Consider the following 14,024-nt stretch of genomic DNA (forward strand, 5'->3'; position numbering starts at 1 on the left):
CCTCCCTGCGTGGCTGGACGGACCGGCACCCCTCACGATAGCGGCGCGCGCAGGGTGTTCGCGGTGGCCACGGCGCGCAGCACGGCGGCGGCCTTGTTGCGGCACTCGGTGTCCTCGCTGTGCGGGTCGGAGTCGGCGACCACCCCGGCGCCCGCCTGGACGTAGGCGGTGCCGTCGCGCAGCACCGCGGTGCGGATGGCGATCGCGGTGTCGGAGTCCCCGGCGAAGTCCAGGTAGCCGACGCAGCCGCCGTACAGGCCGCGGCGGGTGGGCTCCAGCTCCTCGATGATCCGCATCGCGCGCGGCTTCGGCGCGCCCGAGAGGGTGCCGGCCGGGAAGCAGGCGGTGAGGACGTCGAAGGCGGTCCGGCCGGCGGCGACCTCGCCGGTGACGGTGGACACGATGTGCATCACGTGGCTGTAGCGCTCGACCGACATGAAGTCGACCACCTCGACGCTGCCCGGCGTGCAGACCCGGCCGAGGTCGTTGCGGCCGAGGTCGACCAGCATCAGGTGCTCGGCCCGCTCCTTGGGGTCGGCCAGCAGCTCGGCGGCGAGGTCGGCGTCCTCCTGCGGGGTGGCGCCGCGGTGCCGGGTGCCGGCGATCGGGTGGACCATCGCCCGGCCCTCGGTGACCTTGACCAGTGCCTCGGGGCTGGAGCCGACCACGTCGAAGCCGCCCTCGGCGCCGCCGTCCGGGCCGGGGAACCGGAAGAGGTACATGTACGGGCTGGGGTTGGTGGTGCGCAGCACCCGGTAGACGTCCAGCGCGGAGGCCGGGCAGGGTGCCTCGAAGCGCTGCGAGGGCACCACCTGGAAGGCCTCGCCGGCCCGGATCCGCTCCTTGATCTCCTCCACCGCGGCCCGGTAGGGCGCCCCGCCGAACGGCGAGACGGCCTCGACGGCGGTGGGCGTGAAGGTGGCCAGGCCCGGGTCGACCGGCTTGCGCAGCTCGGCCTCCATCGCGTCGAGCCGGGCCAGCGCATCCGTGTACGCCTCGTCGACGCCGCTGGCCAGGTCGTTGTGGTTGACGGCGTTGGCGATCAGCAGCACCGTGCCGTCGGAGTGGTCGAGGACGGCCAGGTCGGTGGCGAGCAGCATGGTGAGTTCGGGCAGCTTGAGGTCGTCCGGGGTCAGCTCGGGGAGCTTCTCCAGCCGGCGCACCACGTCGTAGCCGAGGTAGCCGACCAGGCCGCCGGTGAGCGGTGGCAGGCCGTCGGTGTGCCGGGGGGTGTGCAGGGCCTCGACGGCGGCGCGCAGCACCTGGAGCGGGTCGCCGGTGGTGGGGATGCCGACCGGTACCTCGCCGTGCCAGCGGGCCCGGCCGTCCGGCCCGGCGGTCAGGGTGGCGGCGCTGCGCACGCCGACGAAGGAGTAGCGGGACCAGCTGCCCTGCTCGGCCGACTCCAGCAGGAAGGTGCCGGGGCGCTCGCCGGCCAGGCTGCGGTAGAGCCCGATCGGGGTGAGGCCGTCCGCGAGGAGCCGGCGGGTGACCGGGATGACCCGCGTGTCCACGGCGAGCTTGCGGAAGGCGTCGAGGTCCATGAGCGGCGGCACCGGTTCCTGTGTGGCGTCCTGTACGGCGGACGGGAGGCGTACGAGCGGCGGGATGGCTGGGGAAAGGTTAGCGAGTGAGCGGCAGCACGTCGGCGTCGAAGCAGGTCCGCTCGCCGGTGTGGCAGGCGGCGCCGACCTGGTCGACCTTGACCAGCAGGGTGTCGCCGTCACAGTCCAGGGCAACGGACTTGACGTGCTGGAAGTGCCCGGAGGTGTCGCCCTTGACCCAGTACTCGCTGCGGCTGCGGCTCCAGTAGGTGCAGCGGCCGGTGGTGAGGGTGCGGTGCAGCGCCTCGTCGTCCATCCACCCGAGCATCAGCACCTCGCCCGAGTCGTACTGCTGCGCGACGGCCGGCAGCAGCCCGTCGGGGGTGCGCTTGAGGCGGGCGGCGATGTCGGCGGCCAGGGCGGTGCTGCCGGGGGCGGCGGGTGTGGTGGACATGCGTCCCATTCTGTCAGCACGCGGTGCCGGCGCCCGCGCCAGCACCGCCGGGCGGGGCGTCAGGCGGGCGGCTCGCAGCCGTCGGGCCAGATCCGGTGGACGTAGAGGCCGGCCCGGTGCGCGAGGTCCGAGACCCGGCCCGGCGCGGTGCCGGGCGCCCCGTCCCAGACGGCGATGACCTCGTCGACCATGCCGACCAGTGCGGTGCCGGTGTCGTCCCCGAGGCCGCCGAGCTCGACGGGCGCCAGCCGGTGGACGGCGTTCGCCTCGTTCATCAGGCGCAGCCGGGTGCTGCGGTGGGTGTCGCCGACCGTCGCGAAGACCGAGGCCCCGCCGGGGACGATCACCTCCAGCTTGCCGCCGTGGTCCAGGACGCACTGCGCGAACCAGCTCTCCGGTCCTTCCTCCACGCAGCTGACACCGACCAGTTCGTACGGGCCGAAGGTGGTGACCAGTTTCCAGAGGTCGCCGCGTACGAGCATCTCGGTGATGCCCGAAAGCCCCTGGTACCCGGTGATTCCGACGCGCATCCGCTACTCCTGGGAACGTGTCGTGCCGCGGCCAGCCTAAGCCACCGGGTGGGGCCGCCGGTACGGACGAACGGATCCCCCGCGGCGGGCCGCCGGCGGGCACGAGTTGTGCGAACCGCCTGCCGGGAGGCGGCCCGGTGGGCCATTCTCGGACCATGAGCACCGAGCCGCCGCCCGCCGCCGCCCGTCCGTCGCGGGGCCTGGTCCTCGCCGTCGCCGCCGTCCTGGTGGTGTTGCTGGGGGTGGTCGCCACCGTGCTGCTGTGGCCCGAGAGCAGGCCGGTGGCGCTGCCGCCGCCCGCGCCCTCCCCCACCGCCACGACGCCCTCCCCGACGCCGACGCCCACCCCGACGCCCACCAAGGTGCTGCCGTACCCGTTCTTCCCGGTCGGGACCTGCCTGGACCACCCGCAGCTGAGCAAGGTGATCACGAAGTCCGAGGCGCGGCCCTGCGAGGGCCCGCACGACGCCGAGTCGATCGCCAACGTGCTGCTGCCGGAGGGCCTGACCAGCGACAGCCAGATCGGCCGGGCCCTGCGGGAGGCCTGCACGGCCGCCGTGGCCGGCGCGGAGCAGCGCCAGGGCGGTGGCGGCCCCTACTTCGGGTTCCCGCTGGGGCCGTACCTGGCGTACTACCAGCAGGGCATGCGGGACGCCACCTGCACGCTGGCGGCCAGCAACAAGCAGGGCGGCACCAAGCTGACGGGCAGTCTGCGCTGAGGGTGCCGGTGCGACGACGGCCCGTGGGCGGCCGTGGAGCGGGCGGCGTTGGCGTGGAAGGCTGCGGGGTGGACGAACTTCCGGCGGGCGGCCGGGGGCCCGGCGTAGGGTGAGCGCCATGTCGAACCACGCCCGTACCGAGCGCCACCGCCTGGCCGACCTGCTGACGGCGGCCGGCCCGGACGCGCCGACCCTGTGCACCGGGTGGACCACCCGGGACCTCGCCGCCCACCTGGTGCTGCGCGAGCGGCGGATGGACGCGGCCGCGGGCATCCGGATCGGTCCGCTGGCCGGGTGGACGGCGCGGGTGCAGGCGGGCTTCGCGCGGCGGCCGTACGAGGAGCTGGTGCGGATGTTCCGCGCCGGGCCGCCGCGGTTGTCGCCGTTCGCGCTGCCGGGCGCAGACGAGGCGGCCAACACCGTCGAGTACTTCGTGCACGCGGAGGACGTCCGCCGGGCCGGGCCGTGGGAGCCGTTGGAGGTCTCGCCCGCCCTGGCCGCGGCGCTGTGGCGCCGGCTGCCGATGGTGGCGCGGCTGGAGGCGGCCCCGAGGTCACCGGTGCGGCTGGGGCTGCGGGCGGTCGGGCAGGGCCGGATCGAGGTCGGCTCCGGCGGCGGCGACTACGTCGAAGTGATCGGCGATCCCGGCGAGTTGGTGCTGTTCGCGGGGGGCCGCGGCGCCCGCGCCGAGGTCGAGGTGGAGGGCCCGGAGGAGGCGGTGGCCGCACTGGGCAGGGCGCTTCCGCTGCCCCCCGGCGCGGTCGGCGGCCAGTCCTGCCCCTAGGGCCTGTCCGCCGCCGACCACCGCACGGCCGCCCCGGGCCCCGGCGCGGGTTCCGGGGGCGCCGGCAACGATCCGGCGGCTCAGGGGAGTTCGAGCCGGATGCCGTCGGCGACGGCGTGCAGCTTGTCCGGGTTGGCCACGTTGTGGATGGTCGAGATGCGGCCTTCCGGATCGAGGTCGAAGGTCAGCGTGGCGACCACGCGGTCCGGGCCGCGGAAGACCACGCCCGGGCCGCCGTTGATCCAGGTGAGTTCCGCCCGCATCTGCCCGGGCTCGACGCCCTGGTAGGACACGGTGCCGAGGGCGGCGAACCAGCGGGCCACGGTCTCCAGGCCGACGACCGGCTTGAGGGCCTGGCGGACCTTGCCGCCGCCGTCGGTCCAGAGCGTCACGTCCGGGGAGAGCAGTTCCATCAGGGTGTTGATGTCGCCGCCCGTCGCCGCCGCGAGGAAGCGCTCGGTGACGTCCCGCCGGCGGGCGCGGTCCGCGGTGAAGCGGGGGCGGCGGGCCCGGACGTGCTCGCGGGCGCGGTGCGCGGCCTGCCGGACCGCCGGCTCGGAGCGTTCCACCGCCTCCGCGATCTCCGCGTGACTGAAGGCGAAGACCTCCTTCAGCACGAAGACCGCCCGCTCCAGGGGGCTCAGGGTCTCCAGGACCACCAGCAGGGCCATCGAGACGGAGTCCGCCGTGGCGACGCCGTCGGCGGTGTCCGGGCCGGTGAGGACGGGCTCGGGCAGCCACGGCCCGACGTACGTCTCCCGCTGGTGGCGGGTGGAGCGCAGCCGCTCCATCGCCAGGTTGGAGATGATCCGGGCCAGGTAGGCCTTGGGGTCGGCGACCTGGGACCGGTCGGCCGACGACCACTTGAGCCAGGCGTCCTGGACCACGTCCTCGGCGTCGGCGGCGCTGCCGAGGATGCGGTAGGCGACCGAGAAGAGCAGGGTGCGGTACTGCTGGAAGGCGAGCTGGTCGGGGCCGGCCTGCTGGTGCTGGGTCACTTGGCGCTCCTCGTCCGGGTGTGGCGGCCACCGTGCGGCCAGAGGGCGCCCGAGGCGGGCATCCTCTTCATGCGGGCGAAGGTCGCCCACGGCGCGGCGGAGACCGTCTCCTTGTACTTCGCGGCCCGCCTGCCGGTCAGCACGACCCGGCGCGGGCTGTCGTCGGGGTGGGTGAACTGCACGACGGCGTCGCCGCGGCCCAGGCTGACGGGCGTGTGGTAGTAGCCGAAGCGGAAGGGCCTGGGCTCCTTGCCGGCGAGCACCCGCAGGATCGACAGGGCCGCGTGCACGCCGGTGGGCATGCCGCCCTGGCAGGTCCCGTGCATCACGCCGTAGCCCTGACGGATCGCCGCCGCGTCGCCCACGGCGTAGACGTCCGGGTGGGAGACCGAGCGCAGCGCACCGTCGGTGACCACCCGGCCGCGCTCGTCGACGGTCAGGCCCGCGGCGGCGGCGAGCGGCGGGACGCGGGTACCGCTGGTCCACAGCACCGCGGCCGCCGGGACGCCGGAGCCGTCCGCCAGCTCGACGCCGTCCGGCAGCACCTTGCTCACGTCGACGCCGCTGCGCACCGCCACGCCGAGCCGGGCGAGCGCCGCGTCCAGGTACGCCTTGGCCTTGGGGTGCATGGTCGCGCCCGGCTCCTGCCGGCCCAGCAGCAGCACCCGGAGCCGCGGGTGCCGCTCGGCGATCTCCGCGGCGGCCTCGACACCGGTCAGGCCGCTGCCGGCCACCACCACGCTCCCGCCGTCGTCGAGCCGGGTCAGCCGGTCGGCGAGGAGGGCGGCGTCCTGCGGGCCGTCGAGGGTGTGGGCGTGCTCGTCCACGCCGGGGACGGTGACGGTGTCCGCGACGCTGCCCAGGCCGTAGACCAGGGTGTCGTAGTGCAGGACCCGGTCGTCGTCGATCCGGACGGTCTTCGCCTCGGCGTCCACGGCGGTGACCCAGCCGCGGACGAAGGCGGCGCCGGTGCCGTCCAGCAGCTCCGGGATGCTCATCGCGGCCGTCTCCTGGCCGGTGGCGGTCATGTGCAGGCGCAGCCGCTCGGTGAAGGTGTCGTGGGGGTTGACCAGGGTCACCCGCAGGTCCACCCGCTTCCTGGTGCGGGCCGCGAGCTGGATCGCGGCGGAGAGCCCGGCGTAGCCCGCGCCCAGGACGAGGACCTCGTGCCGCTGCGCTGCTGTCGCGTTCATCGCTGCTGTCTCCTTCGTGCCGGTGGCCCCCGCTGCGGGGACGACCACCAGACGCAGGCTGCCCTCCCGTTCGTGACATGGAGCAGAAGTGACCTGCGCCACACCACGGGAGCGGGTGACCGCGCGCGGCATCCCCCCGGAGTAGCTCGGTGCGTCCGCACACCGCCCGCGCGCACGACCGGCTCCACGACGCCCCGACCGGCGCCGGGCATCGCGGTGGAACACGAAGGCCTCCGGTGCGGTGCGGCGCCTCGACGCCGAACCGGACCGGAGGCCTTCGCCGTGATCAGACCCTGTGGCCGCGCACGGCGCTCGTGGTCAGTGCGCCTGGCGGACCGGGTGCCCGGCCTCGCGCAGGGCGTCCTTGACCTGGCCGATCCGCAGGTCGCCGAAGTGGAAGACGCTGGCGGCGAGCACCGCGTCCGCCCCGGCCTCGACCGCGGGGGCGAAGTCGGCGAGCCTGCCGGCGCCGCCGGAGGCGATCACCGGGATGGAGACGGTCTTGCGGACGGCCCGGATCATGTCCAGGTCGTAGCCGTCCTTGGTGCCGTCCGCGTCCATCGAGTTGAGCAGGATCTCGCCGGCGCCGAGCTCGGCGGCCCGGCCGGCCCACTCCACCGCGTCCAGGCCGGTGCCCTTGCGCCCGCCGTGGGTGGTGACCTCGAAGCCGGAGGCGGTCTCGGTGCCCTCGGGGCAGCGGCGGGCGTCCACCGACAGGACGAGCACCTGGCGCCCGAAGCGCTGCGCGATCTCGCGGATCAGCTCGGGGCGGGCGATCGCGGCGGTGTTGACGCCGATCTTGTCGGCGCCGGCCCGCAGCAGCTTGTCGACGTCCTCGACGGCGCGGATGCCGCCGCCGACGGTGAGCGGGATGAACACCTGCTCGGCGGTGCGGCGGACCACGTCGTAGGTGGTCTCGCGGGAGCCGGAGGAGGCGGTGATGTCGAGGAAGGTCAGCTCGTCGGCGCCCTCGGCGTCGTACAGCTTGGCCATCTCGACCGGGTCACCGGCGTCGCGCAGGTTCTGGAAGTTGACGCCCTTGACCACCCGGCCCGCGTCGACGTCGAGGCAGGGGATCACACGTACAGCGAGGGTCACGGCTGTTTGCCTTCCAAAGTGCTTGCGAGCCCGGCGCGGTAGGCCTCCAGCTCGATCTCGACCATCATCCGGGAGTCGATCAGGCCCTCGACCACGACCATGGTGGCGACCGGGCGGGCGGCGTCGAAGAGCTTCTTGTGGGCCCGGCCCACCTCGTCGGCGTCGCGCACGTGCGTGATGTACATCCGGGTGCGGACGACGTCGTCCGCCGTCAGACCGTACGCGGCGAGGGCCCCGAGGCCCACGCCGAAGGCGGCGAGGGTCTGGTTGTACGGGTCGCCCTCGTGCTCGATCTTCCCGTTCACCCAGGCGGTGGTGCCGGCCACCACGACGTGGTCGCCCGCCGCCACCGCCCGCGAGTAGCCGAAGTCGTCCTCCCAGGGGGAGGCTCCGGCCAGCTTGCCGCGTACGATCTGACGATCTGTCATGACACGGCCTCCAGGGCCTCTTCGAGGGTGAACTTCTGCTCGTAGAGTGCCTTGCCCACGATCGCTCCCTCGACACCTTCGGGGACGAGGGTGGCGATGGCCCGCAGGTCCGCCAGCGAGGAGACCCCGCCGGAGGCGACCACCGGGCGGTCGGTGGCGGCGCAGACGTCGCGCAGCAGCTGGAGGTTGGGGCCGGTCAGGGTGCCGTCGCGGTTGACGTCGGTGACGACGTAGCGGGCGCAGCCCTCGGCGTCCAGGCGGGCGAGCACCTCGAAGAGGTCGCCGCCGTCCTTCGTCCAGCCGCGGCCCTTGAGGGTGGTGCCGACCACGTCCAGGCCGACGGCGATCTTGTCGCCGTGCTCGGCGATGACCTTGGCGACCCACTCCGGGGTCTCCAGGGCGGCGGTGCCCAGGTTGACCCGGCGGCAGCCGGTGGCGAGCGCGGCGGCGAGGGTGGCGTCGTCGCGGATGCCGCCGGAGAGCTCGACCTTGATGTCGAGGCGCTCGGTGACCTCGCGGACCAGGGCGCGGTTGTCACCGGTGCCGAAGGCGGCGTCCAGGTCGACCAGGTGCAGCCACTCGGCGCCGGCGCTCTGCCAGGCCAGGGCGGCGGCGAGCGGCTCGCCGAAGGAGGTCTCACTGCCGGAGGCGCCCTTGACCAGGCGCACGGCCTGGCCGTCGCGGACGTCGACGGCGGGGAGGAGTTCGAGGCGGTTGCTCATGGAGTTGCAACTCTCCGGATGTCAGAGGGTGTTGACCCAGTTGGTCAGCAGGGCGGCGCCGGCGTCGCCGGACTTCTCGGGGTGGAACTGGGTGGCCCAGAGCGGGCCGTTCTCGACCGCCGCGACGAACGGCTGCCCGTGGGTGGCCCAGGTGACCAGCGGGGCGGCGATGTTGTCGTTGGTGACCTGGAGCTCCCAGTGGCGCACGCCGTAGGAGTGCACGAAGTAGAAGCGGGCGTCCGCGTCCAGGCCGGCGAACAGCCGGCTGCCCTCGGGGGCGTCCACGGTGTTCCAGCCCATGTGCGGGACGATCGGCGCGTCCAGCGGCTCGACGGTGCCGGGCCACTCGTCGCAGCCGGCGCTCTCCACCCCGTGCTCGACGCCGCGCTCGAACAGGATCTGCATGCCGACGCAGATGCCGAGCACCGGGCGGCCGCCGGCCAGCCGGCGACCGATGATCACGTCGCCGCGGACCGCCTTCAGCCCGCGCATGCAGGCCTCGAAGGCGCCGACGCCGGGGACGAGCAGGCCGTCGGCGTCCAGGGCGGTCTGGAAGTCCGAGGTCACCGTCACGTTGGCGCCGGTGCGCTCGACGGCCCGCTGGGCGGAGCGCAGGTTTCCCGACCCGTAGTCGAGGACCACCACGTTCTTGGCCATGAAGGTTGTCGTCCAGTCTCTAGAGGCGCATGACGCCGGAAACGAGGCACAGCGCCGCGCCGATCGCGAGGACCGCGACCAGGCTCTTGGACTGCTTCTGCTTCCAGAACGAGTACACGCCGCCGGACAGGAAGAGTCCGGCGATGATCAGGAGGGTTGCGGCCTTGCTCACAGTGCGCCCTTGGTCGAGGGGAGGATGCCCGCCGCGCGCGGGTCGCGCTCGGAGGCGTAGCGCAGGGCACGCGCGAGGGCCTTGAACTGGCACTCGACGATGTGGTGCGCGTTGCGACCGTACGGGACGTGGATGTGCAGGGCCACCTGCGCCTGGGCCACGAAGGACTCGAAGATGTGCCGGGTCATCGTGGTGTCGTAGCTGCCGATCATCGGCGCCATCGACTCCGGCTCGGTGTGCACCAGGTACGGCCGGCCGGAGAGGTCGACGGTGACCTGGGCCAGCGACTCGTCCAGCGGGACGGTGCAGTTGCCGAAGCGGTAGATGCCGACCTTGTCGCCGAGCGCCTGCTTGAAGGCGGCGCCGAGCGCGAGGGCGGTGTCCTCGATGGTGTGGTGGGTGTCGATGTGCAGGTCGCCGGTGGTCTTCACGGTCAGGTCGAAGAGTCCGTGGCGGCCGAGCTGGTCGAGCATGTGGTCGTAGAACCCGACGCCCGTGGAGATGTCGGTCTTCCCCGACCCGTCGAGGTTGATCTCGACCAGGACCGAGGTCTCCTTGGTGGTGCGCTCGACCCGGCCGGTGCGGGCACCGTCGTTCTTCGCGGACATAGGGTTCAAAGCTCCTTGGTGACGGTGCGGACGGCGTCCAGGAAGGCGTCGTTCTCGGCGGGCGTGCCGGCGGTGACGCGCAGCTGCCCGGGGACGCCGTTGTCGCGGATCAGGACGCCCTGGTCGAGGATCGCGCGCCAGACGGCGTGCTGGTCCTCGAAGGTGCCGAACTGGATGAAGTTGGAGTCGGACTCGGTGACGTCCAGCCCGAGCGCGCGCAGCGCGTCGACCAGGCGGTCCCGCTCGGCCTTGAGCCGCTCGACGTACCCGAGCAGGGTGTCGGTGTGCTCCAGGCAGGCCAGCGCGGTGGCCTGGGTGACGGCCGACAGGTGGTACGGCAGCCGGACCAGCTGCACGGCGTCCACCACCGCCTTGTCGGCGGCCAGGTAGCCGAGGCGCAGACCGGCCGCGCCGAAGGCCTTGGACATGGTGCGGGTGACCACCAGCAGCGGGCGGCCTTCGAGCAGCGGCAGCAGCGAGGCGCGGTGCGAGAACTCGACGTACGCCTCGTCGACGATCACCATGGTCGGCTTCACGGCCTGGGCGGCGTCGTGGAGCGCGAGCACGGTGGCGGCGTCGACGGCGGTGCCGGTCGGGTTGTTCGGCGAGCAGATGAACAGCACGTCCGGGCGGTGCTCGGCGAGCGCGGCGACGGCCGCGTCCACGTCGATGGTGAAGTCGGCGCGGCGCGGGCCGGCGATCCAGCGGGTGCCGGTGCCGCGCGAGATCAGCTCGTGCATCTGGTACGAGGGCTCGAAGCCGAGCGCGCTGCGGCCGGGCCCGCCGAAGGTCTGCAGCAGCTGCTGGATGACCTCGTTGGAGCCGTTGGCCGCCCAGACCTGCTCGGGGGCGCGCTCGAACCCGGTGGTGCGCGTGAGGTAGCGGGCCAGCTCGGTGCGCAGCTCGACGGCGTCGCGGTCCGGGTAGCGGTTGAGGTTGCGCGCCGCCTCGGCGACCCGCTCGGCGATCCGGGCCACCAGCGGCTCGGGCAGCTGGTAGGGGTTCTCGTTGGTGTTCAGCTGGACGGGGACGTCGAGCTGCGGCGCGCCGTACGGGGACTGGCCGCGCAGTTCGTCCCGTACGGGCAGGTCGTCGATCTTCACGAGGCGTTCGGTACCGTCCAGTCGAAGCGGGCACGGATGGCGTCGCCGTGGCCGGGCAGGTCCTCGGCGTCGGCGAGGTTGACCACGTGCGCGGCGACGTCCGCCAGCGCCTCGCGGCTGTAGTCCACGACGTGGATGCCCCGCAGGAAGGACTGCACGGACAGGCCCGAGGAGTGGCAGGCGCAGCCGCCGGTGGGCAGCACGTGGTTGGAGCCGGCGGCGTAGTCGCCGAGCGAGACCGGGGCGTACGGGCCGATGAAGACCGCGCCCGCGTTGCGGACCCGGGCGGCGACCTCGCGGGCGTCGCGGGTCTGGATCTCCAGGTGCTCGGCGGCGTAGGCGTTGACCACCGCGAGGCCCTGCTCGACGTCGTCGACCAGCACGATGCCGGACTGCCGGCCGGCCAGCGCCTCGGTGACCCGCTCGCGGTGCTTGGTGTTCGCGACCTGGGCCTTCAGCTCGGTCTCGACGGCGTCGGCGAGCGCGAGGGAGTCGGTGACCAGCACCGAGGCGGCCATCGGGTCGTGCTCGGCCTGGCTGATCAGGTCGGCGGCGACGTCGCGCGGCGAGGCGCTGTCGTCGGCGAGGACGGCGATCTCGGTCGGCCCGGCCTCGGCGTCGATGCCGATCCGGCCCTTGAGCAGGCGCTTGGCGGCGGCCACGTAGATGTTGCCGGGGCCGGTCACCAGGTTGACCGGGCGACACTCCTCGGTGCCGTACGCGAACATCGCGACCGCCTGGGCGCCGCCGACGGAGTACACCTCGGTGACGCCGAGCAGCGCGCAGGCCGCCAGGATGGTCGGGTGGACGGATCCGCCGAAGTCGCGCTGCGGCGGCGAGGTCACGGCGATGCCCTGCACGCCCGCCTCCTGCGCGGGGACGACGTTCATGACCACGGAGGACGGGTAGACGGCCAGGCCGCCCGGCACGTACAGGCCGACCCGGTCGACCGGCACCCAGCGCTCGGTCACCGTGCCGCCCGGCACCACCTGGACGGTGTGGTCGGTGCGGCGCTGCTCGCGGTGCACCAGGCGGGCGCGGCGGATCGACTCCTCCAGCGCGGCGCGGACCTTCGGGTCCAGGGTCTCCAGCGCGGCGGTGATGTCCGCCTCGGGCACCCGGGTGGAGGCCAGCGTCACGCCGTCGAAGCGCTCGGTGATCTCGATCAGCGCCGCGACCCCGCGATGGCGTACGTCCTCGCAGATCGGCCGCACCCTCTCCAGGGCGGCCTCCACGTCGAACTCGGCACGGGGCAGCAGGTCACGCGGGTCTTCGAGAGAGCCGCGGAGGTCGATTCGAGAGATCACGCCACCCAGTGTAAGGAGTGGCCGGAACGGGCGGCCCCGCATTTCAGTCCGTGATACGAAAGCCGAGACGGTCGGGGATCATGGGGGGAAGCATCGTGGAGCAGGCACCGGACGACTGGACACCCGTGGAACAGGGCCTGTGGGAGGCGTTCCGCAAGGGCGAGATCTACACCCTGGCGACCGACGTCGAGGAGCAGGACGCCGTCTTCGGCGAGTCGCTCTGGGGCCCGGAGCGGACGATCCGCGCCGAGGTGATCGCCCGGCTGCTGCTGGACGGCCCGGCCGCCGTACCCGGCCGGGTGGCCGCGCTCAAGCTCACCGGCGCGTACATCACCGGGCGGCTGGTGCTGGCCGGCGGCACCATCGCGCACTACGTGGAACTGCACGACTGCCGGTTCCGCAACACCGTGCTGATGTCCGAGGCGCGGGCCGGCACGCTGCGGTTCGTCAGCTGCCTGATACCCCGGATCGAGGCGTCCCGGCTGGCCACCGACGGCGACCTGCATCTCGCCCGCTGCCGGATACCCGAGGGCATCCGGCTGACCGACGCCCGGATCGGCACCGACCTGCTGCTCAACCAGGCCGTGGTCGGCGCCGACCGCTTCGGCCGCTCGCTCTCCGCCGACGGCATGAACATCAGCCAGGACTTCGAGGCCGACCGGCTGGAGTCCAACGGCGAGCTGAGCCTGCGCACCGCCCGGATCGGCGGCCGGCTCTCGCTGCGCGGCGCCCAACTGCGCTGCACCGAGCAGAACCGCACCTGCCTCAACGCGGTGCGCCTCACCGTCGGCCACACCCTCTACCTGACCAGCTCGGCGGACGGCGGCTGGCTGGGCTCCCGCTCGTACTACGGCTCCGGGTACGGCGAGCACGCGCCGCTCAACTCGCCGAGCACGCCGTTCCGCGCGTACGGCAGGGTCCGGCTCTCCGACGCCAGGTTCGAGAGCGCCTGCCTCGTCTCGGGCGAGTTCCACCTCGGGGCGGACGAGGAACTGTCGCTGCGCCGGATCCAGACCCCCGAACTGCGCTTCGCCTGCCGGATGCGGCCCACCGGCACCGTCTCGCTCTCCCGCGCCAAGGTCGGCAACCTGGTGGACGCGCCCGGCAGCTGGCCACAGGGCAGGCACCTGGGGCTGACCGGGTTCACCTACGAGGTCCTGCGCCCGCTGGCGCCGTTCGGCGTCCGGCAACGGATCGCCTGGCTGGAGAGCGCCTCCGTCGACTTCCAGCCGGAGTCGTACGAGCAGCTGGCGGCCGCGCTGCGCCGGGACGGCGCCGACGACGACGCCCGAGAGGTGCTGTACGCCAAGCAGCGCCGCCGCCAGGCCACCCTGCCGTTGCCCAGCCGGGTCTGGGGCCGGCTCCAGGAGGCCACCGTCGGGTACGGCTACCGGCCCGGCCGGGCCGCGCTCTGGCTGCTGCTGGCCTGGGTGCTGGGCACGCTCTTCTTCCACCAGCACCCCCCGGAGCCGCTCAAGGCGGACGAACGGCCGCACTGGAACGCCGCCCTGTACACGCTGAGCCAGCTGCTGCCGGTGGTCGACTTCGGGCAGGGCGGCTGGAACCCGGCCGGGGCCGGGCAGTGGGTCAGCGCCGGACTGGTCGTGGTCGGCTGGGTGCTGGCGACCACGGTGGTGGCGGGCGCGACCCGGCTGCTGCAGCGCGGCTGAGCGGCCGCCGGGGCGGGAGCGGGCGGCAATCCTGGCG

Annotated in this window: 16 protein-coding genes; 3 read left to right on the forward strand and 13 right to left on the reverse strand. The window is 73.5% G+C overall.

Annotated elements, in window-relative coordinates:
• Positions 1-32: 32 nt before the first annotated feature.
• The 3 genes from ACFTWP_RS14805 to ACFTWP_RS14815 form a co-directional block, all read right to left on the reverse strand.
• Positions 33-1,544, reverse strand: coding sequence for an anthranilate synthase component I (locus ACFTWP_RS14805; protein WP_380264977.1), 1,512 nt, complete (start codon positions 1,542-1,544; stop codon positions 33-35).
• Positions 1,545-1,623: 79 nt separating this feature from the next.
• Complete coding sequence (gene hisI, locus ACFTWP_RS14810; RefSeq protein WP_380264897.1) at positions 1,624-1,998, reverse strand: phosphoribosyl-AMP cyclohydrolase; 375 nt, start codon at positions 1,996-1,998, stop codon at positions 1,624-1,626.
• Between the two features lie 59 nt (positions 1,999-2,057).
• Positions 2,058-2,528, reverse strand: a complete 471-nt coding sequence (locus ACFTWP_RS14815; protein WP_380264898.1) for a hypothetical protein — start codon at positions 2,526-2,528, stop codon at positions 2,058-2,060.
• Positions 2,529-2,683: 155 nt separating this feature from the next.
• On the opposite strand from ACFTWP_RS14815, the gene ACFTWP_RS14820 reads away from it, so the two are divergent.
• Both ACFTWP_RS14820 and ACFTWP_RS14825 read left to right on the forward strand, forming a co-directional pair.
• Positions 2,684-3,247 (forward strand): hypothetical protein, encoded by a 564-nt coding sequence (locus ACFTWP_RS14820; protein ID WP_380264899.1) that lies wholly within the window; start codon positions 2,684-2,686, stop codon positions 3,245-3,247.
• 118 nt (positions 3,248-3,365) lie between these two features.
• Positions 3,366-4,031 carry a TIGR03085 family metal-binding protein gene (locus ACFTWP_RS14825; RefSeq protein WP_380264900.1) on the forward strand — a complete coding sequence of 222 codons (666 nt, stop codon included), beginning with the start codon at positions 3,366-3,368 and terminating at the stop codon, positions 4,029-4,031.
• An 80-nt stretch (positions 4,032-4,111) separates the two neighbouring features.
• Here ACFTWP_RS14825 and ACFTWP_RS14830 read toward each other — a convergent pair whose 3' ends face one another.
• The 10 genes from ACFTWP_RS14830 to hisD form a co-directional block, all read right to left on the reverse strand.
• The gene (locus ACFTWP_RS14830; RefSeq protein WP_380264901.1) at positions 4,112-5,029 is read right to left on the reverse strand and encodes an RNA polymerase sigma-70 factor; all 918 of its coding nucleotides are present in this window, start codon (positions 5,027-5,029) and stop codon (positions 4,112-4,114) included.
• Positions 5,026-6,222, reverse strand: a complete 1,197-nt coding sequence (locus ACFTWP_RS14835; protein ID WP_380264902.1) for an NAD(P)/FAD-dependent oxidoreductase — start codon at positions 6,220-6,222, stop codon at positions 5,026-5,028. Before ACFTWP_RS14835 ends, ACFTWP_RS14830 begins: the two co-directional genes overlap by 4 nt.
• Positions 6,223-6,540: 318 nt before the next feature.
• Positions 6,541-7,320, reverse strand: a complete 780-nt coding sequence (hisF, locus tag ACFTWP_RS14840; protein ID WP_380264903.1) for an imidazole glycerol phosphate synthase subunit HisF — start codon at positions 7,318-7,320, stop codon at positions 6,541-6,543.
• A complete protein-coding gene (locus tag ACFTWP_RS14845) occupies positions 7,317-7,748 on the reverse strand; it encodes a RidA family protein (protein ID WP_380264904.1) in 432 nt (143 codons plus the stop codon). The genes hisF and ACFTWP_RS14845 overlap by 4 nt, the downstream gene beginning before the upstream one ends.
• Positions 7,745-8,470: a bifunctional 1-(5-phosphoribosyl)-5-((5-phosphoribosylamino)methylideneamino)imidazole-4-carboxamide isomerase/phosphoribosylanthranilate isomerase PriA gene (gene priA / locus ACFTWP_RS14850; RefSeq protein WP_355646912.1), complete on the reverse strand. Its 726-nt coding sequence runs from the start codon at positions 8,468-8,470 to the stop codon at positions 7,745-7,747. The genes ACFTWP_RS14845 and priA overlap by 4 nt, the downstream gene beginning before the upstream one ends.
• A gap of 21 nt (positions 8,471-8,491) precedes the next feature.
• Positions 8,492-9,127: an imidazole glycerol phosphate synthase subunit HisH gene (gene hisH / locus ACFTWP_RS14855; RefSeq protein WP_380264905.1), complete on the reverse strand. Its 636-nt coding sequence runs from the start codon at positions 9,125-9,127 to the stop codon at positions 8,492-8,494.
• A gap of 19 nt (positions 9,128-9,146) precedes the next feature.
• The gene (locus tag ACFTWP_RS14860; RefSeq protein ID WP_190209161.1) at positions 9,147-9,299 is read right to left on the reverse strand and encodes a hypothetical protein; all 153 of its coding nucleotides are present in this window, start codon (positions 9,297-9,299) and stop codon (positions 9,147-9,149) included.
• Positions 9,296-9,907: an imidazoleglycerol-phosphate dehydratase HisB gene (hisB, locus tag ACFTWP_RS14865; protein WP_380264906.1), complete on the reverse strand. Its 612-nt coding sequence runs from the start codon at positions 9,905-9,907 to the stop codon at positions 9,296-9,298. The genes ACFTWP_RS14860 and hisB overlap by 4 nt, the downstream gene beginning before the upstream one ends.
• A gap of 5 nt (positions 9,908-9,912) precedes the next feature.
• A complete protein-coding gene (locus tag ACFTWP_RS14870; RefSeq protein ID WP_380264907.1) occupies positions 9,913-11,010 on the reverse strand; it encodes a histidinol-phosphate transaminase in 1,098 nt (365 codons plus the stop codon).
• Complete coding sequence (gene hisD, locus ACFTWP_RS14875; RefSeq protein ID WP_380264908.1) at positions 11,007-12,317, reverse strand: histidinol dehydrogenase; 1,311 nt, start codon at positions 12,315-12,317, stop codon at positions 11,007-11,009. The genes ACFTWP_RS14870 and hisD overlap by 4 nt, the downstream gene beginning before the upstream one ends.
• Positions 12,318-12,397: 80 nt before the next feature.
• Between hisD and ACFTWP_RS14880 the strand changes: the two genes are divergently transcribed.
• Positions 12,398-13,987, forward strand: coding sequence for an oxidoreductase (locus tag ACFTWP_RS14880; RefSeq protein ID WP_380264909.1), 1,590 nt, complete (start codon positions 12,398-12,400; stop codon positions 13,985-13,987).
• Positions 13,988-14,024 lie beyond the last annotated feature (37 nt).

The sequence above is a fragment of the Kitasatospora sp. NPDC057015 genome (genome assembly GCF_042673745.1).
GTDB lineage: Bacteria > Actinomycetota > Actinomycetes > Streptomycetales > Streptomycetaceae > Kitasatospora.

What these genes read in the sequence shown, in the direction of transcription:
- ACFTWP_RS14805 (WP_380264977.1), bottom strand. Translation starts at nt 1,544, where the DNA reads ATGGACCTCGACGCCTTCCGCAAGCTCGCCGTGGACACGCGGGTCATC.
- hisI (WP_380264897.1), bottom strand. Translation starts at nt 1,998, where the DNA reads ATGTCCACCACACCCGCCGCCCCCGGCAGCACCGCCCTGGCCGCCGAC.
- ACFTWP_RS14815 (WP_380264898.1), bottom strand. Translation starts at nt 2,528, where the DNA reads ATGCGCGTCGGAATCACCGGGTACCAGGGGCTTTCGGGCATCACCGAG.
- ACFTWP_RS14820 (WP_380264899.1), top strand. Translation starts at nt 2,684, where the DNA reads ATGAGCACCGAGCCGCCGCCCGCCGCCGCCCGTCCGTCGCGGGGCCTG.
- ACFTWP_RS14825 (WP_380264900.1), top strand. Translation starts at nt 3,366, where the DNA reads ATGTCGAACCACGCCCGTACCGAGCGCCACCGCCTGGCCGACCTGCTG.
- ACFTWP_RS14835 (WP_380264902.1), bottom strand. Translation starts at nt 6,222, where the DNA reads ATGAACGCGACAGCAGCGCAGCGGCACGAGGTCCTCGTCCTGGGCGCG.
- ACFTWP_RS14845 (WP_380264904.1), bottom strand. Translation starts at nt 7,748, where the DNA reads ATGACAGATCGTCAGATCGTACGCGGCAAGCTGGCCGGAGCCTCCCCC.
- priA (WP_355646912.1), bottom strand. Translation starts at nt 8,470, where the DNA reads ATGAGCAACCGCCTCGAACTCCTCCCCGCCGTCGACGTCCGCGACGGC.
- hisH (WP_380264905.1), bottom strand. Translation starts at nt 9,127, where the DNA reads ATGGCCAAGAACGTGGTGGTCCTCGACTACGGGTCGGGAAACCTGCGC.
- hisB (WP_380264906.1), bottom strand. Translation starts at nt 9,907, where the DNA reads ATGTCCGCGAAGAACGACGGTGCCCGCACCGGCCGGGTCGAGCGCACC.
- ACFTWP_RS14880 (WP_380264909.1), top strand. Translation starts at nt 12,398, where the DNA reads ATGGGGGGAAGCATCGTGGAGCAGGCACCGGACGACTGGACACCCGTG.